Origin of the sequence: Nocardia cyriacigeorgica (assembly GCF_029868385.1) — a bacterium.
GTDB classification, from domain to species: Bacteria; Actinomycetota; Actinomycetes; order Mycobacteriales; family Mycobacteriaceae; genus Nocardia; species Nocardia cyriacigeorgica_F.
Genome location: NZ_JARWNX010000060.1, coordinates 164551 through 184751, shown reverse-complemented (window position 1 = coordinate 184751; position 20201 = coordinate 164551). Strand labels below are relative to the sequence as shown.

Annotated in this window: 17 protein-coding genes; 13 read left to right on the top strand and 4 right to left on the bottom strand. The window is 69.1% G+C overall.

All coding sequences use genetic code 11. The features are described from left to right. Positions 1-165: 165 nt before the first annotated feature. Together QH168_RS21545 and QH168_RS21540 are read left to right on the top strand one after the other, a co-directional pair. Positions 166-1743 carry an FAD-binding oxidoreductase gene (locus QH168_RS21545; RefSeq protein WP_432421153.1) on the top strand — a complete coding sequence of 526 codons (1578 nt, stop codon included), beginning with the start codon at positions 166-168 and terminating at the stop codon, positions 1741-1743. After that, positions 1740-2681, top strand: coding sequence for a diacylglycerol kinase (locus QH168_RS21540; protein WP_280236567.1), 942 nt, complete (start codon positions 1740-1742; stop codon positions 2679-2681). Before QH168_RS21545 ends, QH168_RS21540 begins: the two co-directional genes overlap by 4 nt. 37 nt (positions 2682-2718) lie before the next feature. On the opposite strand, the gene QH168_RS21535 is transcribed toward QH168_RS21540, so the two are convergent. Continuing rightward, positions 2719-3405, bottom strand: a complete 687-nt coding sequence (locus QH168_RS21535; protein WP_280236566.1) for an AAA family ATPase — start codon at positions 3403-3405, stop codon at positions 2719-2721. 100 nt (positions 3406-3505) lie between these two features. Between QH168_RS21535 and QH168_RS21530 the strand changes: the two genes are divergently transcribed. From QH168_RS21530 to proB, 11 genes are all read left to right on the top strand, one after another. Beyond that, positions 3506-3655, top strand: coding sequence for a hypothetical protein (locus tag QH168_RS21530; RefSeq protein ID WP_280236565.1), 150 nt, complete (start codon positions 3506-3508; stop codon positions 3653-3655). A 9-nt stretch (positions 3656-3664) separates the two neighbouring features. Next, positions 3665-6343 carry a valine--tRNA ligase gene (locus QH168_RS21525; RefSeq protein ID WP_280236564.1) on the top strand — a complete coding sequence of 893 codons (2679 nt, stop codon included), beginning with the start codon at positions 3665-3667 and terminating at the stop codon, positions 6341-6343. 107 nt (positions 6344-6450) lie between these two features. Next, positions 6451-7836, top strand: a complete 1386-nt coding sequence (folC, locus tag QH168_RS21520; RefSeq protein ID WP_432421152.1) for a bifunctional tetrahydrofolate synthase/dihydrofolate synthase — start codon at positions 6451-6453, stop codon at positions 7834-7836. 178 nt (positions 7837-8014) lie between these two features. Continuing rightward, positions 8015-8467, top strand: coding sequence for a DUF4233 domain-containing protein (locus tag QH168_RS21515; RefSeq protein WP_280236563.1), 453 nt, complete (start codon positions 8015-8017; stop codon positions 8465-8467). 106 nt (positions 8468-8573) lie between these two features. Beyond that, positions 8574-9485 carry a hypothetical protein gene (locus tag QH168_RS21510; protein WP_280236562.1) on the top strand — a complete coding sequence of 304 codons (912 nt, stop codon included), beginning with the start codon at positions 8574-8576 and terminating at the stop codon, positions 9483-9485. A 44-nt stretch (positions 9486-9529) separates the two neighbouring features. Continuing rightward, positions 9530-9946 carry a nucleoside-diphosphate kinase gene (ndk, locus tag QH168_RS21505; protein ID WP_280236561.1) on the top strand — a complete coding sequence of 139 codons (417 nt, stop codon included), beginning with the start codon at positions 9530-9532 and terminating at the stop codon, positions 9944-9946. A 390-nt stretch (positions 9947-10336) separates the two neighbouring features. After that, complete coding sequence (locus QH168_RS21500) at positions 10337-13768, top strand: translation initiation factor IF-2 N-terminal domain-containing protein (protein WP_280236560.1); 3432 nt, start codon at positions 10337-10339, stop codon at positions 13766-13768. Between the two features lie 298 nt (positions 13769-14066). Continuing rightward, positions 14067-14378 (top strand): 50S ribosomal protein L21, encoded by a 312-nt coding sequence (gene rplU / locus QH168_RS21495; RefSeq protein WP_280236559.1) that lies wholly within the window; start codon positions 14067-14069, stop codon positions 14376-14378. A gap of 44 nt (positions 14379-14422) precedes the next feature. After that, positions 14423-14689 (top strand): 50S ribosomal protein L27, encoded by a 267-nt coding sequence (gene rpmA / locus QH168_RS21490; RefSeq protein ID WP_063129452.1) that lies wholly within the window; start codon positions 14423-14425, stop codon positions 14687-14689. 131 nt (positions 14690-14820) lie between these two features. Continuing rightward, entirely contained in the window at positions 14821-16281 is a 1461-nt protein-coding gene (obgE, locus tag QH168_RS21485) for a GTPase ObgE (RefSeq protein WP_280236558.1), read from the top strand. Positions 16282-16333: 52 nt separating this feature from the next. Beyond that, positions 16334-17467 carry a glutamate 5-kinase gene (gene proB / locus QH168_RS21480; protein ID WP_280236557.1) on the top strand — a complete coding sequence of 378 codons (1134 nt, stop codon included), beginning with the start codon at positions 16334-16336 and terminating at the stop codon, positions 17465-17467. A gap of 212 nt (positions 17468-17679) precedes the next feature. On the opposite strand, the gene QH168_RS21475 is transcribed toward proB, so the two are convergent. The 3 genes from QH168_RS21475 to QH168_RS21465 all read right to left on the bottom strand — a co-directional run bounded on the left by QH168_RS21475 (position 17680) and on the right by QH168_RS21465 (position 20138). Next, positions 17680-18993 (bottom strand): hypothetical protein, encoded by a 1314-nt coding sequence (locus tag QH168_RS21475; protein ID WP_280236556.1) that lies wholly within the window; start codon positions 18991-18993, stop codon positions 17680-17682. Beyond that, entirely contained in the window at positions 18990-19364 is a 375-nt protein-coding gene (locus tag QH168_RS21470; protein ID WP_280236555.1) for a hypothetical protein, read from the bottom strand. The genes QH168_RS21475 and QH168_RS21470 overlap by 4 nt, the downstream gene beginning before the upstream one ends. 69 nt (positions 19365-19433) lie before the next feature. Next, positions 19434-20138, bottom strand: coding sequence for an ESX secretion-associated protein EspG (locus tag QH168_RS21465; RefSeq protein ID WP_280236554.1), 705 nt, complete (start codon positions 20136-20138; stop codon positions 19434-19436). Between the last annotated feature and the right edge of the window lie 63 nt (positions 20139-20201).

Below are 20201 nucleotides of genomic sequence, written 5' to 3'. Positions count from 1 at the left end.
GTTCACCACCGGGGTCGGGCGTGCGATCGCACGCGATCTTGCGTGTTCATCGGTTACTTCTTGACAGTCTATGTCAAACTGTAACGCATGGTCGATACTCAGCAGCCTACCGGCGCCGATCCGGACCCCCTGACGAATCAGGACGAATCGGCACTCCCGACGACGATGGTGTGGGATGCCTGGGGCGCTCCCACCGGACACAAACCGTTGTCGGCGCAGATCCGGGGCCTGCTGAAACAGGTATTCGGGGTATCCGGCGAACCGGTGCCGCGCCGCGCCGAGGCCGAGGTGCCGCTGCGCGATTCCGCCCTGACACCGGCCGCGCGCGACGGGCTGGCGGCGGTGGTAGGCGCCGACAATGTGTCGGCCGACCATCACGACCGGCTGCTACACGCGGGCGGTAAGAGCACCCCCGATCTACTGCGCCGCCGCGCCGACGGCGCACAGGACGCGCCCGATGCGGTGGTGTTCCCCGGCGATCACGCCGAGGTCGTCGCCGTGCTGTCCTACTGCGCGCAGGCGGGCATCGCGGTGGTCCCCTTCGGCGGCGGTACCAGCGTGGTCGGCGGCCTCGATCCGATCCGCGGCGATTTCGATGCGGTGATCACACTCGATCTGCGCAGGTTGAACGCGCTGTCGGAGGTCGATCCGGTGAGCGGAACCGCGACCTTCGGCGCCGGTGTCACCGGTCCACGCGCCGAGGAACTGCTCGAGGCGCACGGGCTCTCGCTCGGTCATTTCCCACAGAGCTTCGAATTCGCCACCCTCGGTGGTTTCGCGGCCACTCGTTCGTCCGGCCAGGCCTCGGCCGGTTACGGCCGCTTCGACGATATGGTGCAGCGGCTGAAGATCGCGACGCCCAGCGGCTCCCTGGATCTGGGCCGCGCGCCCGCCTCGGCGGCGGGGCCCGATCTGCGCGAACTGTTCGTCGGCTCCGAAGGCACGCTCGGCATCATCACCGAGGTGACCGTGCGGGTGCATCCGGCCCCGGAAACCATTGCCTACCAGGCCTGGTCGTTCCCGGACTTCGAAACCGGCGCGGCCGCGCTGCGCACGGTCGTGCAGGCGGGCGCCGCCCCGACCGTGCTGCGGCTCTCCGATGAGATGGAGACCGGCGTCAATCTGGCGCGCACCGCCGATATCGGCGGCGAATCGGTGAGCGGCTGCCTGGCCATCACCACCTTCGAGGGCACCGAGATGCATGTCGCGGCCCGCGGGCTCGAGGCCGGTGCATTGCTGTCGGCGGCGGGTGGCACGGTACTGGGCGAGCTGCCCGCGCGCGAATGGGAGAGCGGCCGGTTCTCCGCACCGTATCTGCGCGACGCGCTGCTGGACGCGGGCGTGCTGTGCGAGACCCTGGAAACCGCGACCACCTGGTCGAATCTGGCGCACCTCAAGGCGAAGGTCACCGCGGCCCTCACCGAGGCGCTCACCGGACAGGGTGCTCCGGGGCTGGTCATGTGCCATATCTCGCACACCTATCCGACCGGCGCCTCGCTGTACTTCACCGTCATCGCCAAGCAGCTCGATGATCCACTCGCCCAATGGCAGGCCGCCAAACGCGCCGCGGGCGATGCCATCGTGGCGGCGGGCGGCACCATCACCCACCATCACGCCGTCGGCGCGGATCACCGCCCGTGGATCCCGGACGAGATCGGTGAGCTGGGTGTGCGGGTGCTGCGCGCGGTGAAACGTGAGATCGACCCCGCCGGGATCCTCAATCCGGGCAAGCTGGTCCCATGACATCGCAGTCGCGGCGCGAGATACGCAAGGTCACCGTGGTGACCAACGCGCTGTCCGGGATGGGTAAGGGGCATGACGTCGCGGGCGCCGCCATCGCCCGGCTGAGCGAATGCGGCGTCGAGGTCACCGAGATCCGGGCGCCGTCGGCGGCGGAATCGGTGCGGCTGGTGCGCGCGGAGGTCGCCGGGGCAGGCCCGCATCCGGATGCGGTGGTCTGCGCGGGCGGTGACGGTCTGGTGTCGGTGATGCTCGAAGCCCTCGCCACGACCGGCACCCCGATCGGCCTGATCCCCGGCGGCACCGGCAACGATCTGGCCCGTGAATTCGGCATCCCGAACGATGATCCGGTCGCCGCCGCCGATGTGGTGCTCGGCGGGATGGCACGCACCATCGACCTCGGGCTGATCGATCGGGGCGAAGACGCGCCGATGTGGTTCGCCACCGTCACCGGTACCGGATTCGACGCGCGAGTCACCTTGCGCGCCAACCGGATGAGCTGGCCGAAGGGTCCACTGCGCTACACCGCCGCCGCGCTCGCCGAACTCGCGAGCCGGACCGCGACCCCGTACCGGATCGAACTGTCGGACGGGTCGGCCTCCCCGGACACGGTGGTCGAGACCGACGCGATGCTGGTGGCGGTCGGCAATACCCGCACCTACGGCGGCGGCATGCTGGTCTGCCCGGATGCGGTGGTCGACGACGGATTGCTCGATGTCACTGTGGTGCGCGCGGTGTCGCGATGGCAGATGCTGCGGTTGCTGCCCGCACTCGCCTCCGGTAAGCGGATCGACCATCCGGCGGTATCGCACTATCGGGCTCAGCGGATAGCGCTGACCGCGCCTGAAGCGCCCGCGACCGCCGACGGGGAGCCGGTGGGCACGCTGCCGATCACGCTGCGCGCGGTTCCCGGTGCGCTGTCGATACTCGTGCCGGAGTAGAACCACGGCTTGCGCCGGGAGAGTGCGGCGTAAGAGTTCAGGCCGCGAAGCCGACCCGGCTCAGCCCGTCCACCGTGTCGCGGTCGGCGATGACGATAGAGGCCGGTGCGGGATCGGTGATCGGTTCCGTGCCCACCTGCCGCAGCAGCCGCTGCCAGCGCACGCAATGCAGCCGGAAGAAGAAGCCGTTGACCCGTCGTCCACGCGAGTACTGACCCGCGCGCGCGATGGTGGCGGGCACATCGATCAGGATCAGATGTAGTTCCCGGCCGCGTGCGGCCGCCCAGCGGGCCAGCATCCGTCGCGCCCAGCCGAAGGTGGCGCAATCGTGCACGACCACCGGACCGGCGTTGTCGCGCAGCGCGTTCCGGATCCGGCTGTAATGCGCGATATGCACCACCGGCCGCCACAGCGGGTACGGCAGCCTGCCGAGCCGGTGCCGCCAGGAGTTGCGGGAATGCTGCGAATCGAGCACCACCGAACCCTGCGGACCGGCGGGCGGCCATTCGGCTTCGGCCGTCGATCCGAACAACCTCCGCAACGCCGTACTCTTGCCCGCACCCGGCACACCGGCGAATACCAGCACCGCCGTCGCCGGATACCGCAGTTCGTCGACGGCGCGACCGCGTAGATCATGGACCGTATGGGGTAGCAGCACGGAAACCGATGCGGGCGCACGGGATTCACCGGGAAGCAGAGTGGGCGATTCGAGCCGGGGGTTCACTCTTCCAGAGTTGTCAGTAATGTCCGATTCGGCAACTGTGTGTGACCAATACGGGCGAAAACCGAAGCTGAGAATTGCCTATGGATCCACGATCGCCACTGTGAACGGCGGTAGTCTGTCAGGTGTAGGCGGAGTCTTCGGTGTCCCTCATCCACCGAAGACTCCGCCGCTGTTCTTTCCGCCGCATATCGGCGCGCCCGCCGATCCGGCGTCGTCGACCCTGCGCGAGACGGTCCGCGCCGACCACTAGAATCGCGGGGTGACCAGCGCAGCCCCAGACCACACGCGTAATCGTGCCGATGCCCTCCCCAAGAGCTGGAATCCCGGCGAGGTGGAGGCCGAGATGTACGAGCGCTGGGTAGCGGCCGGTTACTTCACGGCCGACCCGGCCAGCAGCAAGCCCGGATACTCGATCGTGCTGCCGCCGCCGAACGTCACCGGCAACCTGCACATGGGCCACGCCCTCGACCACACCCTGATGGACCTGCTCGCCCGCCGCAAACGCATGCAGGGCTACGAGGTGCTGTGGCTGCCCGGTATGGACCACGCGGGAATCGCCACCCAGAACGTGGTGGAAAAGCAGCTCGCCGTCGACGGCAAGACCAAAGAAGACTTCGGCCGCGAGCTGTTCATCCAGAAGGTGTGGGACTGGAAGCGTGAATCCGGTGGCGCCATCCAATGGCAGATGCGCGCGCTCGGCGACAGCGTCGACTGGAGCCGCGACCGCTTCACCATGGACGAGGGTCTCTCGCGCGCGGTGCAGACCATGTTCAAGCGCCTGTTCGACGCCGGGCTCATCTACCGGGCCGAACGCCTGGTCAACTGGTCGCCGGAACTGCGCACCGCCATCTCCGATATCGAGGTCAAATACGAAGACGTCGACGGTGAGCTGGTGTCGCTGCGCTATGGCTCGCTACGGGACGACGAACCGCATGTGATCGTCGCCACCACCCGGGTGGAGACGATGCTCGGTGACACCGCTGTCGCGGTCCACCCCGAGGATCCGCGCTACCGGGCGCTGATCGGCACCACCCTCGAGCATCCGATCACCGGCCGCCGGATTCCGGTGATCGCCGACGACTACGTCGACCCCGAGTTCGGTTCCGGTGCGGTCAAGATCACCCCCGCGCACGACCCCAACGACTTCGAGATGGGTCTGCGGCACAACCTGCCGATGCCGACCATCATGGACGAGCGTGGCCGGATCACCGGCACCGGAACCGAATTCGACGGTATGGACCGGTTCGAGGCCAGGGTGAAGGTGCGTGAACGCCTCGCCGAGGAAGGCCGCGTCGTCGCCGAGAAGCGGCCCTATCAGCACAGCGTCGGGCATTCCGAGCGCAGTGGTGAGCCGATCGAACCGCGACTGTCGATGCAGTGGTGGGTCAAGGTGGAATCGCTGGCCAAGGCCGCTGGCGACGCGGTGCGCGGCGGCGATACCGTCATCCACCCCGCCAGCCAGGAACCGCGCTGGTTCGACTGGGTCGACGATATGCACGACTGGTGCATCTCCCGGCAGCTGTGGTGGGGCCACCGCATCCCGATCTGGTACGGCCCCGAAGGCGAGATCATCTGCGTCGGCCCCGACGAGACCGCGCCCGAGGGCTGGGTGCAGGACCCCGACGTGCTCGACACCTGGTTCTCCTCCGGGCTGTGGCCGTTCTCCACCATGGGCTGGCCGGACAACAGCGCCGAACTCGAGAAGTTCTATCCTACAAGCGTTCTGGTCACCGGCTACGACATCCTGTTCTTCTGGGTGGCGCGGATGATGATGTTCGGCACCTACGTCGCCGAGGACCCGGTGCTGACCGCGGGTAAGGACGGTGTGCGGCAGATCCCGTTCAAGGATGTTTTCCTGCACGGCCTGATCCGTGATGAGCACGGCAAGAAGATGTCCAAGTCGCGCGGCAACGGCATCGACCCACTCGAATGGATCAACGCCTACGGTGCCGACGCGCTGCGGTTCACCCTTGCCCGCGGCGCGCAGCCCGGCGGTGATCTGTCGGTCGGCGAATCCCATGCGCTGGCCTCGCGCAGCTTCGTCACCAAGCTGTTCAATGCCACCAAATTCGCCTTGATGAACGGCGCCCGCCCCGGCGAGCTGCCCGAGCGCGCCACCCTCACCGACGCCGACCGGTGGATCCTCGACCGCCTCGACGTGGTGCGCGCCGAGGTCGACGCGGCCTTCGATACCTACGAATTCGGCAAGGCCTGCGAGGCCCTCTACCATTTCGCCTGGGACGAACTGTGCGACTGGTACCTCGAACTCACCAAGGTGCAGTTCGCCGCCGACGACGCCCGCGCGGAATCCACCCGCACGGTGCTCGGCTCGGTGCTGGATTCGGTGCTGCGGCTGCTGCATCCGGTGATCCCGTTCGTCACCGAATCGCTGTGGCGCGCGCTCACCGACGGGGAATCGATCGTGGTCACCGAGTGGCCGCAGGCTTCCGGGCACGCAACGGATCAGGGTGCGGCACAGCGCATCTCCGATACCCAGCGGTTGATCACCGAGATCCGCCGGTTCCGCAGCGATCAGGGCCTCGCCGATAAGCAGAAGGTGGCCGCCAAGGTGATCGGCCTCGACGCCGCCGGGCTCGACGCACTCGAACGCTCCATCGCCGATCTGGCCCGGCTCACCGCGCCCGGCGACGATTTCGCCGCCACCGCCTCGGTCGAGGTCCGGCTCAGCGACGCCACCGTCACCGTGGAACTCGACACCTCGGGTGCGGTCGACCTGGACGCCGAACGGCGCAGGCTGGAAAAGGATCGCGCGGCCGCCGAGAAGGAACTCGCGGCGACCACCGCCAAACTCGGCAACGAGGCCTTCCTGGCCAAGGCGCCCGAGCAGGTGGTCGACAAGATCAGGACCCGCCGCGATGTCGCCGCCGCCGAGGTGGAGCGCATCGGCGTCCGGCTCGCCGAGCTGAGCGGCAAGTGAGCGGGCCCGGCGAGGCCGACGGCGCGGACTACCCGCACGAGGCGGGCAACGCCGAACCGGAGCCACAGCACGGTACCGGGGCCCCGCTCGGCTCCGGGCCGTCGCCGGTGGATCTGGCGGAGATGGCGCTGGTCGAGGCCGAACTCGACCGGCGCTGGCCGGAAACCAAGATCGAACCGTCGCTCACCCGCATCTCCACCCTGATGGATCTGCTCGGGTCGCCGCAGCTGAGCTATCCGGCAATCCATATCGCGGGCACCAACGGCAAGACCTCGGTGACCCGCATGATCGACGCGCTGCTCACCGCATTGCACCGGCGCACGGGCCGCATCACCAGCCCGCATCTGCAATTGGCCACCGAGCGGATCAGCATCGACAACGCGCCCATCACACCGGGCCGCTACGTCGAGGTCTACCGCGAGCTGGCGCCCTATATCGAGATGATCGACGCACAGTCCGCCGCGGCGGGCGGCCCGGCGATGAGCAAATTCGAGGTGCTCACCGGAATGGCCTACGCCGCGTTCGCGGAGGCGCCGGTCGATGTCGCGGTGGTGGAGACCGGGATGGGCGGCACCTGGGACGCGACCAATGTCGTCGACGGTCAGGTCGCGGTGATCACCCCGATCGGGCTCGACCACACCGACTACCTCGGCCCCGATCTCACCGCCATCGCGCGGGAGAAAGCCGGGATCATCAAGCGCGCGCCGGAGAGCGTGGTCCCGCGCGACAACGTGGCCGTCATCGCCGAACAGGACCCCGAGGCGATGGATGTGCTGTTGCGCCGCGCCGTCGAGGTGGACGCGGCCGTGGCGCGCGAGGGCGCGGAGTTCCGGGTCCTCGCGCGCAAGATCGCCGTCGGCGGTCAGCAACTGGAACTCCAGGGCCTCGGCGGGGTGTACGACGAGATCTTCCTGCCACTGCACGGTGAACATCAGGCCCGCAACGCCGTGCTGGCGTTGGCGGCGGTAGAGGCGTTCTTCGGTGCGGGTGCGCAACGACAGCTCGACATCGATGCCGTGCGCGCGGGATTCGCGAGCGTCACCAGCCCGGGCAGGCTGGAACGGATGCGCAGCGCGCCGACCATCTTCATCGACGCCGCGCACAATCCGGCCGGGGCGAAGGCGCTGGCGGCGACGTTGAGCGGTGAGTTCGACTTCCGCAAGCTGGTCGGCGTGGTCGCGGTACTCGGTGACAAGGACGCCGCGGGCATCCTCGAGGCGCTGGAACCGGTGTTCGACGAGATCGTGGTCACCACCAACGGCTCACCGCGCGCGCTCGACGTGGACACCCTCACCGATCTGGCGGTGCAGCGCTTCGGTGACGAACGTGTCGTGCCCGCGTTCACCCTGCCCGATGCCCTGGAAACCGCGATCGCGATCGCCGAGGACGTCGCCGACAGCGGCGATATGGTGTCCGGCGCCGGTGTGGTGGTGACCGGCTCGGTGGTGACGGCCGGTGCGGCACGCGCGCTGTTCGGTAAGGACCCGGCGTGATCGGTCAGCGCAGGGGAGCGGCAGCGTGCATCACCACGGAGGGCGCCCGAGCGGGCCGCGGTGGGCGCAGCGTGATCGGTCGGCGCCCGGAGGTGGCGGCGTGTGTCGCCATCGGCGGTGCCCGAGCCGGCCGCAATGGACCCGGCGTGACCGGTAGTCGGTGCCGAGGAGGCAGACCATGAGCGAATCCGATCCGCGCCCGGACGACGATCCGGAGACCACGGCCGAACCGGCATCCACCGCGGCGACCCCCGCTCCGCCCGACCCGTGGAAGGGCTTACGTGGGGTGATGGCGGGCACGCTGGTCCTCGAGGCGATCGTCGTACTGCTCGCGCTGCCGGTGGTCGCCGACGTCGGTGGCGGCGTGAGCTGGCTGTCGGGCACCTACCTGGTGACACTGGCGGTGGTGATGGTCCTCGGGGCGGGCCTGCAACGCAAACCCTGGGCGCTCCCGTTCAACCTCGGCCTCCAAGTGCTGGTGATCGCCGGTGCGTTCATCCACATCTCCATCGGCGTCATCGGCATCCTGTTCGCCATCGTCTGGGCCTTCATCCTCATCCTGCGCAACGACGTCCAGCGACGCATGGACCTCGGCGTCCTGCCGAGTCAACGCATCCAGCGTCGCGACTGATACCCGCAAAGCCGGTGGCGAGGACGGCGGCGCCATTGCTACAGTGGCGCCGTACCGTCCCCCTGGCGGATCCCGATGCATCCTTTGAGCGTCATGGAGATTCGCCATGTCTTCCTTCGTCATCCGTCCCTTCCGGCGCGACGACCGTGATCAGCTGACCCGGCTGGCCAACACACATATCGCCGCCGTCGTCCCCGGGGTGTCCATCTCGGTCAACACCATGTTGAGCAGCCTGGAGCGACGACCAGAAGAGGTCATCATCGATCCGTGGGTGATCGAACGGGTCACCCTCGTCGCCGAACAGGACCGCGAGCTCGTCGCCGCCGCACATCTGCTGCGGTACGACTCGGCCGCGCACGTCACCGACAGCCATCGCAACGCCGGGACGGTCGAATGGTTGCTCGCCTGGAACAGGCAGACCCTCGGCGCCGACGGCACCCTCCGCACAATCGACGCCGCGACCGACGCGCTGATGGCGGCCTGCCTCGCCCAGTTCGCGCGCTGGCGGGTCGAGTCGCGGTACTTCAGCGGCAATCTGCCCACCTTCGCCGCCTACGGTCTGTCCGAGCAGTGGCCGCACCTGCGCGCGATCCTGGAACGGACCGGCTGGGCGCAGACCGACGAGTCGAGCATCGAACTGCTCCTGCTCGCCGAGGTCGACCAGATTCCACGCCCGCGTAGCGACGACCTCTCGGTGCGTCGTGTGATGGGTGAACTCGGCACCCGGTTCATCGCCCGCCGCAACGGCGAGGATGTCGGCCATCTGGAGATCGACACCAACCTCGCCCAGCCGGAGCGGATATCGAGGCCGGGCGGTTGGGCCGACGTCTGCCGGGCAGCCGGAGCCCCAGAGGTACTGCGCTGGCTGTACGGACAGGTTGCCGACTGGTTGCGGCTCGGCGGGGTGGACCGGCTGCTCACCTACAGCGAGCCGGGAGACCCCGAGCTGGAGCTGCTGGCCCAGTGCGGCTTCGTGGAGCTGACCCGGAGTGATCGGTCCTGGGCGTATCCGGTGTGACCGCTGGTTGGGTGACCGGGGCAGGAGCCCGCTACGCTGTCGCCGTGACTGAGCAGACGTTGATTCTCATCAAGCCGGACGGTGTGGCCCGTGGCCTCGTCGGTGAGGTGCTGAACCGGATCGAGCGCAAGGGCCTGAAGATCGCCGCGCTGGAGCTGAAGCAGGTGTCCGACGAAGTGGCGGGCGAACACTACGCCGAGCATGCGGGCAAACCGTTCTACGGCTCGCTGATCGAATTCATCACCTCCGGCCCGGTGGTCGCGGCCGTCCTCGAGGGTCCGCGCGCGATCGCGGCGTTCCGGCAGATCGCCGGTGGCACCGATCCGGTCGAGAAGGCCGCCACCGGCAGCATCCGGGGTGATTTCGCCCTGGAGACCCAGGAGAATCTGGTGCACGGGTCCGACTCGCCGGAGTCGGCCAAGCGGGAGATCGCACTCTGGTTCCCCGACTTCCCGGCCTGATCCGACTCCATTTCCGTCGCTTCAGACGTCACGCTGTTGCGCCGATGGCGAACCCTCGGCGCACGGTGTGGGATACTGGCAACTGGTTGCAACCGAATAACGGTCGTAACCGGATGACACCCCGAGGTTCGATGCCGATCATCGCTGCCGCGGCGCGGTAACTCGTTCGCGTCGGCACGCTGGATGAACGCTCACGCCACGGAGTTCAGCCATACAGCCAGGCGCCGCGTGTCCAGTTAGCCCGAACGACGATCGATATGGAGATAACCGGGCACGCGGGGCGAGACCATCGACCTCGTGCCAACCGCGCGAGGTGTACCGACAGCGCCCCCGCGTCGGCCGCGTCACTCCCTGCCGGGAGGAACGCGCCCGGGGGCCCGAGGAGACTTCGTGGCCGATCAAGAGCCGCTGGACACAACATCACAGGATGCCGATCAATTGCCGGAGCGAATCCGAGTTCATGCGTTGGCCAAACGTCTGGGAGTAACGAGCAAGCGGATCCTGGCCAAACTGGGTGAGCTGGGCTCGGATGCGCGCAGCCCCCAGTCGAACGTGGATCGCGCGGTCGCCGAGTCGGTTCGGGACGCGCTCGCCGCGCCCGAGTCCGAGTCGGCCGCCGCCGCGACCGAACCGCCGCCCGTCGCGGACACCACCCAGCAAACCGGCGCCGAGCCATCCGTCCCCGCGTCGGTCGAGCCCACCGCCACGGTCGAGGCCGTGCAGGTGGTCGCCGCCGAGGAGGCCGCGCCCGAGGCTCCGGCCGCCGATCTGTTCTCCACCGCGCCCTCGTTCAGCCCGCCCGGCGGACTGTTCGCCAGCCCCATTCAGGAGACGCCCCCGGCCGTGGAGCCGGTCGTCTTCGAATCCGCGGTCGTCGCCGCGCCGCTGTTCCTGTCCCCGGATGCCACCGCCGCCGGCGAACTGCGTAAGAAGCGCCGCACTGAGCGCGATACGACACGCACCGAGGACGAGACCGCCCCGGCGGAGGAGACCGAAGACGAGGTCGCCGACGAGCAGGACACCGCCGAGCAGGCCGAATCCGATGATCAGCCCCGGCGCAGGCGCCGTGGCCGCCGTGGCCGTGGCCGTGGCCGCGGTGAACAGCACGCCGACGGCGACGACGAGCACGATACGGAGACCGAACGCGGCGCTCGGGACAAGGACGAGACGCGCGGCAAAGACGACAAGGACGAACCGCGCGGCACCGAATCCGGCGGCGAGGATGCCGGGCGCGCCGACACCGTGGCGGCCGAGCCCACCGGCGACAAACAGGCCGAGGCCGTCGAGGACGGAGACGACGCCGAGGAGTCGGAGGGCTCCAGCCGCAGGCGGCGCAGGCGCAGGCGGCGCAAGGTCGCCGGTGAGTCCGGCGGCGAGAACGAGGCGGCCGAGGACGATCCGCCCAACACCGTCGTGCACGAACGTGAACCCCGCAACAAGAGCAGGGGCCGCGCCGCCGCCGTCGACGAGGTGCAGGGCATCACCGGGTCCACCCGGCTCGAGGCCAAGCGTCAGCGTCGGCGTGATGGCCGCGAGGCGGGCAGGCGGCGTCCGCCGATCCTGACCGAATCGGAGTTCCTGGCCCGCCGCGAGGCGGTCGACCGGGTCATGGTGGTGCGGGAGAAGGAATTCCCCGGCCATCCCACCGCCACCCAGGTGGCGGTGCTCGAGGACAACATTCTCGTCGAACACTTCGTCACCAGCACCGGCCAGGCGTCGATGGTGGGCAACGTCTACCTCGGCAAGGTGCAGAACGTGCTGCCGAGCATGGAGGCGGCCTTCGTCGATATCGGCCGCGGCCGCAACGGCGTGCTCTACGCCGGTGAGGTGAACTGGGAGGCCGCCGGACTCGGCGGCAAGGAACGCAAGATCGAGCAGGCGCTCAAACCCGGCGATCAGGTGCTGGTCCAGGTCAGCAAGGATCCGGTCGGGCACAAGGGCGCCCGCCTGACCACCCAGATCAGCCTCGCCGGACGTTTCCTGGTCTACGTGCCCGGCGGTACCTCCACCGGTATCAGCCGCAAACTGCCCGATACCGAGCGCAAACGGCTCAAGGAGATCCTGCGCGAGATCGTGCCCGCCGATGCGGGCGTGATCATCCGCACCGCGTCCGAGGGCGTCGCCGAGGCCGAACTGGCTCGCGACGTGGAGCGGTTGCAGGCCACCTGGCGCACCATCGAGAAGGCCGCCGAACAGGATTCGGGCGCACCGAAGACGCTCTACGAAGAGCCCGACCTGCTGGTCAAGGTGATTCGCGACCTGTTCAACGAGGACTTCTCCAAGCTCGTCATCGAGGGTGAGCGGTCCTGGAGCACGGTGGAGACCTATATCCGCACCGTCGCGCCGGATCTGCTGGCGCGGGTCGCCAAGCACGAGAACAACGGCATGGATGTCTTCGAGACCTACCGCATCGACGAACAGCTGGCCAAGGCGCTCGATCGCAAGGTGTGGCTGCCCTCGGGCGGCACGCTCGTCATCGACCGCACCGAGGCGATGACGGTCGTCGACGTCAACACCGGCAAGTTCACCGGCTCCGGCAACAGCAACCTCGAAGAGACGGTCACCCGCAACAACCTGGAAGCCGCAGAGGAGATCGTGCGGCAGATGCGGTTGCGCGATATCGGCGGCATGATCGTCGTCGACTTCATCGACATGGTGCTCGAATCCAACCGTGACCTGGTGTTGCGTCGGCTCACCGAGGCGCTGGGCCGCGACCGCACCAGGCATCAGGTCTCGGAGGTGACCTCGCTGGGTCTGGTGCAGATGACCCGCAAGAAGCTGGGCACCGGCCTGGTCGAGGCGTTCTCCACCACCTGCGAGCACTGCCATGGCCGCGGCATCCTGGTGCACAGCTATCCGGTGGAGCCGACCGCGACCGAGGACGGTGGCGGCCGCGGCCGCGAGTCGGGTTCGCGCAGGCGTCGCGGCCGCGACAAGGCCGCCGCGGCCACCACCGCGCAGCCGCAGCAGTCCACCGTGCCGGAGGTGAGCGAGGAAGAGGCCGCGGCCAAGCGCGCGCATCCGGTCGCGTTGGCCATGGCGGCCCATCACACCGAGGACGCCGAGTCGGCCGAGGTGTCGGAGGCCGCTGCCGAGACACAGCCGTCGGAGACGGTGGCGAGCGGAGCCGCAGCGGCCGAGGCCGGTGCGAAGGAGGCGACCGCCGAACCGGCCGCCGAGCCCGCTGCCGCCCAGAACGGCACCCGCACCCGGTCGACCAGGCGTCGGCGAGTGGCGCGTTCGGCCGCGGCCCCCGCGGCGGAGACGGTGGTGACCACCACTGAGCCGGTCACCGCCGAGTCGGCCGTCGCTACGACCGAATCGGACATCACGGCCTCGACCGAGCCCGACACCGTCGAACCGGCCACAGCGGCACCGGCAGCCGAGCCGACCACGGCCGAGGCCACCGTCACGGCGGCACCGGCCGAACCGACTCCGGCAGCCGAACCGGCAGCGGCCGAGCCGGAACCGACAGTCGACACCGAACCCGAAGCGGTGCCCCCCACCGTCGAGTCGGCCGCGACCACGCCGACCGAACCCGAGCCGGTGCCGGAGTCCGCGGAGGAAGCGCACGCCGAGCCCGTCTCGGCGAACGGCACCCACGCCCGCCCCACCCGGCGCAGGCGGGTCGCCCGTTCGGCCGCGGCCCCTGCCGCGGACAGCACAGGTGCGGTGTTCGTCCTGAGTAGTTCGGAGGAGCCCGCGGCCCCGGTCGCCGACTACGCCGAGCCGGTGCCGGTCCAGGCGCCTGTCCGCAGGCCGCGCAGACGGAGTTCGGGGCGCCCCGCGGGGCCGCCGCCAGCCGACGCGACGAACGAATGACCAGGTGGTCCCCGCCCTTGTGGCGGGGGCCACTGTCGTTCGGCGGCCGGTTTGGTCGCGCACCCATGCGTCCTGTAATCTTGGACAGTCGCTGCCCGGCGACAGCGTTTTATCACGCTGTGCCCGCGAAGCTGTATCGGGAACTGCACCTAGCAGACCCTGAGCAATCGCCAGTGCTGAGGCGGCGGTGACTACCAGACCAGATGTGTAGTGGTTGCCCGGTGGAGTTCTTCCGCCGGGTGCCGCTCCAGCCGCGCTGACAAGCGCCGCACACCAGAGGAAGAAGGGCAGCCGACCGATGGCAACGTACGCGATCGTCAAGACCGGCGGAAAGCAGTACAAGGTCGCGGTCGGTGACCTGGTGAAGGTCGAGAAGATCGAGGGTGCGCCGGGCACCGCTGTGGATCTGTCGCCGGTGCTCGTCGTCGACGGCGCCGAGCTGACCGCCGATGCGGCCGCGCTGGCCAAGGTGTCGGTGTCCGCCGAGGTCGTCGAGCAGACCAAGGGCCCGAAGATCCGCATCCACAAGTTCAAGAACAAGACCGGCTACCACAAGCGCCAGGGTCACCGTCAGCCGCTGACGGTCCTGAAGGTCACCGGCATCAAGTAATCGGCCCGGGGGTTCGTCGAACCCTCACCTGGAGGAGTACAGCAATGGCACATAAGAAGGGTGCATCCAGCTCCCGGAACGGTCGTGATTCCAACAGCAAGCGCCTCGGCGTGAAGCGGTTCGGTGGTCAGTCCGTCAAGGCCGGCGAGATCCTGGTGCGTCAGCGCGGCACGCACTTCCACCCCGGCGTGAACGTCGGCCGTGGCGGTGACGACACCCTGTTCGCCCTCGAGGCGGGCGCGGTCGAGTTCGGCAGCAAGCGTGGACGCAAGACCGTCAACATCGTGGTTCCGGAGCCCGTCGAAGCCTGACCGGCTGACGACTCCAACACAGACGAGCGGGTCAGGGTGATATACCCCTGGCCCGCTTTTCGTTGTTTCCAGCAAGTGACCTGCGGCGACGTTCGCCGTCCCGACCAGACCGAAGGAGGATGATTCGGCGTATGTCCAAATTCATCGACCGTGTCGTACTTCATGTGCGTGCTGGCAAGGGCGGCCACGGCTGCGCGTCGGTACACCGGGAGAAGTTCAAACCGCTCGGCGGCCCCGACGGCGGTAACGGCGGCAACGGCGGGGACGTGATCCTCGAGGTCGACGCCAACGTGCACACCCTGCTGGACTTTCACTTCCATCCGCATGCCAAGGCGAGCAACGGCAAACCGGGCGAGGGCGGCAACCGAGACGGCAAACAGGGCGGCGACCTGCTGTTGAAGGTTCCCGACGGCACCGTGGTGCTCGGTTCGGACGGCGAAGTGCTGATGGATCTGGTCGGCGTGGGCAACCGCTACATCGCGGCCCGAGGTGGTCGCGGTGGGCTCGGCAATGCCGCACTGGCCTCCAAGGCCCGCAAGGCGCCCGGGTTCGCGCTGCTCGGCGAGGAGGGGGAAGAGCGCGATATCGTGCTCGAACTCAAGTCGGTGGCCGATGTGGGGCTGGTCGGATTCCCGTCGGCCGGTAAGTCCTCGCTGGTGTCGGTGCTGTCGGCGGCGAAACCGAAAATCGCCGACTACCCGTTCACCACCCTCGTGCCCAATCTCGGTGTGGTAGCCAGCGGCGATACCACCTTCACCGTGGCCGACGTGCCCGGCTTGATCCCTGGAGCGAGCCAGGGGCGCGGCCTCGGACTGGACTTCCTGCGGCATCTGGAGCGGTGCGCCGTGCTCGCCCACGTCGTGGACTGCGCGACGTTGGAGCCGGGCCGCGATCCCGTCTCCGATGTCGATGCCCTCGAAGCCGAACTCGCCGCCTACAAACCCGCGCTGAGCGCCGACGCCGGACTCGGCGATCTGGCCGACCGCCCGCGCGTGGTGATCCTGAACAAGACCGATGTGCCCGACGCCGCCGAACTGGCCGAGATGGTCACCGACGAGTTCACCGCGCGCGGTTGGCCCGTCTTCGAGATCTCCGCGGTGAGTCGGGCCGGGTTGCGCCCGCTGACGTTCGCGCTCGCCGATCTGGTGCTGAAGTATCGGCAGGAGCATCCGAAGGCGGCGCCGAAGCGTCCGGTGATCCGCCCTATCGCGGTGGACGAGACCGGTTTCAGCGTGATCGCCGATCCGGAGGAGCCCGGCGGTTTCATCGTGCGCGGCACCCGGCCAGAGCGCTGGGTGCGGCAGACCCAGTTCGACAACGACGAGGCCGTCGGCTACCTGGCCGACCGGTTGGCCCGCCTCGGTGTCGAAGACGAACTGGTGCGCCTCGGCGCCCAACCGGGTGCACCGGTCACCATCGGTGAGGTGACCTTCGAATGGGAGCCGCAGATCTCGGCGGGCGTCGATATGGTGCCCACCGGCCGCGGCACCGATATCCGGTTGGAGCAGACCGACCGGATCAGCGCGGCCGAACGCAAACATGCCTCCCGAGTGCGTCGCGGTTTGGTGCGCGACGACGAGGACGGACAGTAGGCGCGTCCCGGCGAGAGGCCGGATCACGCGAGAACATGGGTGGAGATCAGCCGTGACCGAGACGGAATTGCAGTTCGGCGCCGAACTCAGCGAGGCGCGTCGAGCCATCGCGGGTGCGCGCAGCGTTGTGGTGAAGATCGGGTCCTCGGCGCTCACCAGCATGAAGGCCGGGCTGGATACCGACCGGCTGGACCGGCTGGCCGATGCCGTCGAGGCGCGGATGCGTGCGGGTTCGGATGTGGTCGTCGTGTCCTCGGGCGCGATCGGCGCGGGGATGGCACCGCTGGGTCTGAGCGTCCGTCCGCGTGATCTGGCCACGAAACAGGCCGCGGCCAGTGTCGGCCAGTTGGCTCTCGCACACGCGTGGGGTACCTCGTTCGCGCGTTACGGCCGCACCGTCGGTCAGGTGCTGCTCAGCGCCGACGACTTCGCCCGCCGCGAACACCATCGCAATGCCCAGCGCACCCTCGATCGCCTCCGTTCGCTCGGTGCGATCGCGGTGGTGAACGAAAACGACACGGTCGCAACGGAAGAGATCCGCTTCGGAGACAACGACCGGCTCGCCGCTCTGGTCGCGCATCTGGTCGGCGCCGACGCGCTGATATTGCTGTCGGACGTCGAGGGCCTCTACGACGGCGATCCGCGTAAGGGTGGCGCCACCTTCATTCCCGAGGTGCGTTCCAGCGCGGACCTGGACGGGGTGATCGCGGGCAGCGGTGGTGCGCTCGGCACCGGCGGTATGGCCTCGAAGCTGTCGGCGGCGCGGCTGGCCGCGGACGCGGGGGTGCCGGTGCTGCTGGCCGCGGCCTCCGACGCCGCGACCGCCCTGAGCGGCGGCACCGTCGGCACCGCCTTCGCCGCCCGCTCGGTGCGCCTGTCCGCGCGCAAGTTCTGGGTGCGCCATGCCGCCGACAGCCGCGGCGCCATCCACATCGACGACGGCGCCGTCGCCGCCGTCGCCCACCGCCGCCACTCCCTGCTCGCGGCCGGTATCACCGGTGTCCGTGGCCGCTTCCACGGTGGCGACGTCGTCGACCTCATCGCCCCGGACAACCGCCTGGTGGCCCGTGGCGTCGTCGAATACGACGCCACCGAACTGTCGACCATGCTCGGCCGCTCCACCACCGAACTCCCCGACACCATGCAGCGCCCCGTCATCCACGCCGACGACCTGGTGAAGGTGTAGCCGAGCCGCTCGGCGCCGAGGACTTCGAGAAGTACACCTGATCTTCCTGACCGACCTCGGCCTGTGGCGTTGCTGCTGCGTACGGTAGGCGCGCGCACCGCTGCGCGCCATCCATCGGTGGATGTCGTGGCCGTCTTCGCTTGATCGACGACACCGAAGCGTTCCCGCACCTGTCCGACACCCTGTCATCCTGGTGGCAATGCGGCGTGGCACTAGCCCTGCGGTGGAATGACGCCCGGCTGGTCGGTTGCGGGTGGTTGGCCCTCGGGGATCGGGCCGGTGATGCCGGGCTGGCCCGCTGGGTCGGGTAGCGGCACGGGTGGGTCTTCCGGTCCGGGGATCGGGGGCGGGGGTGGGGCCTCTGGCATCGGAGGTGATTCGACCGGGGCAGGCGGTTCCGGGGTCGGCAGAGGGGGTGGCTCGACCGGAGGAGCGGGGAGCGGCGGTGCCGCTGGTGGGGGTATCGGGAGTGGCGGCTCCGGTGCGGCCGGGGGTGTGGGGGCAGGGGGTGCGGGGGCAGGGGGTGCGGCCGGTGGGACAGGCGCGGGCGGTTCGACCGGTGGCTCGGTCGAGGGGGCCGGAGCAGTTGGTTGGACCGGTGGTGGCGCGGGGACCTGCGGCTCGGTCGACGGGGCCGGAGCGGGTGGTTCGGTCGGTGCCGGGGCGTCGGCAGACGGTGGTGTGGGCACTGGAGGTTCGGCCGGGGAAGGGACCGGCATGGGCGGCTGGGTCGGTGGGGGAACGGGGAGAGGGGGAGCCTGTTGGGTGGGTGGTGCTGGCACGGGGGCGTCCTGCGGACGTTCGGTGGGCGGGACGTGCTCACCCGGAGGCGTCGGAGTGTCGGTGTGTGGGGGTGTTGCCGAACGCGGTGGAGTAGCCGGAACATCGTGAGCCGGTGGGAGATTCGGTTCCGAGCCGTTCGGCGCGTTCGTCTCCGGGCCGGACCGCATGTGCTGTGGCGATCCGGTCGGCGGGGGCTGGGCGCCGGGCGCTTCCGGCGGCGCGGGCAGGGCGGGGACACCGGTGCCTGCCAGCCCGTAGGCGGGTTTGTAGATCATGTTCATCGCCAGTACGGCTTCTTGGCGCAACGCCTCCTGCGCCATATGCGCATCGATGACGTTCGCCGCTTCCAGCAGTCTGGCGATGGCGCCGATGGGGCCCGATCCGCCGGGCGGCACGACGGCCAGTTTGACCGCCTCCGCGGCCGCGGCGACCCCGCCGATCCTGGCGCCGACCTGGCCGAGCACCCCGGCCAGCTCGTCCACCGAGGCGGCGAAGCTGCGGGCGCTGGCATGGGCGGCGTCGGCGGCGGCGCCTTCCCAGTCCATCCCGTCCATCACCCGGTCGACACTGTCGCGGGTGAGCGGAAACGAGGTGGACAGGCCCGCGGCGGCCTCCAGCCAGGCGGCCGAGGTCTGCACGATGGCGGCCGCGTCGATCTCCTGGGCTTTGGCGTAGATCTCCTCGTGCCGCATCGACTCGAAGTGCTCCATCGCGCTGATGTACTCGGGGTCGGTGCCGCTCATCGGGGCAGCCTCGACTCGACGGCGCGCAGCGCGGCGGCATTGGCGGCATCGGCCTCTTCGTAGAGTCCGCCGCTGATCAGGAACGCCTCTTTCATCCGGTACGCGGCCTCGATGTAGTGGTCGAGCAGGGCGGCGGCGTCGCGGGCCTTGTGCCCGAAGCCCGCCTGTAGTTGTCGCGCCGAGACGAAACCGCCGAAACCGCGCGGTTCGGCCACCGATTCCAGCCGCTGTTGCAGATGTAGCAGGCGATCGACCTGATGGTCGTAGAGTTCGGCGCAGCGCCGCGCCGCGGCCGGATCGAACTTGACGGTGCCCGCGTGTGCCGCTTGCCGAAACCGGGCGATTTCGGTTCGGCTGGTCTCGATCGTCATCGCTGTCCCCTCCATCGGTCCGATTCAGAGTAGCCGCAATCGAGGTCGCCGGTCAGGCAGTGAACCGGATCAGGACGGGACCCGCTTCTGGAGTTGTGCGGCGAGCTGATCGGCCCCGGCGGGCACGATATGCACCATGTCACCGGCCTTGATCAGATAGCGGCCGTCGCCCTCGACGTCGATCCAGGTGTAGTGGACGGGCGCGGGCGGGGTGGGCCGGTCCAGGCGTGCCTCGATCCGGATATGACCTTCGGCGGTGTGTGGTTTCAGCAGCAGTCGCCGGATCGGCCGCGCGGCCCGCTCCGTGGTGACGACGACCTCGTCATCGCGGATGGCGTCCGCGGCCGCGGCGCGGGCCGGTTCGCGTCCGGCGGGCGTTGTCGGCAGCAGCGCGGCGATCCGCGCCCCGAGTTTCGCGCTGTGCCCGATGGATATCCGTACCTGTCCACCGAAGTCCGCTGTGCGGCCGGGTTCCTGGACCGCGAGCACCGCGCGATCGAAGACCGCGGTGGCAAGCAGCCGGATTTCGCTGCCCGCGGTGTGCCCGCCGCCGACGGCGACGATTCTGGTGTGCGGTGCGGCGAGAATGCGCAGACAGGCCGACAGATCCGGGTCCGCGCGGAGTGGCAGTCTCGTGGCGAGTTCGGCGCGCAGTGCGTCGGCGTCGGATTCGGTGCGCGGCGTCTCCAGGATGCGCAGCGGATACGGATGACGGTCCTGGTCGGTTTCGCGCCAGATATGGGCGAACTCGTCCGGGGTGAACGTCCAACCCACGACCCGATCACATCCTCACCACAGCACCCACCGACGCTGCCCGACAGCTTAGTGTGCGCCGCG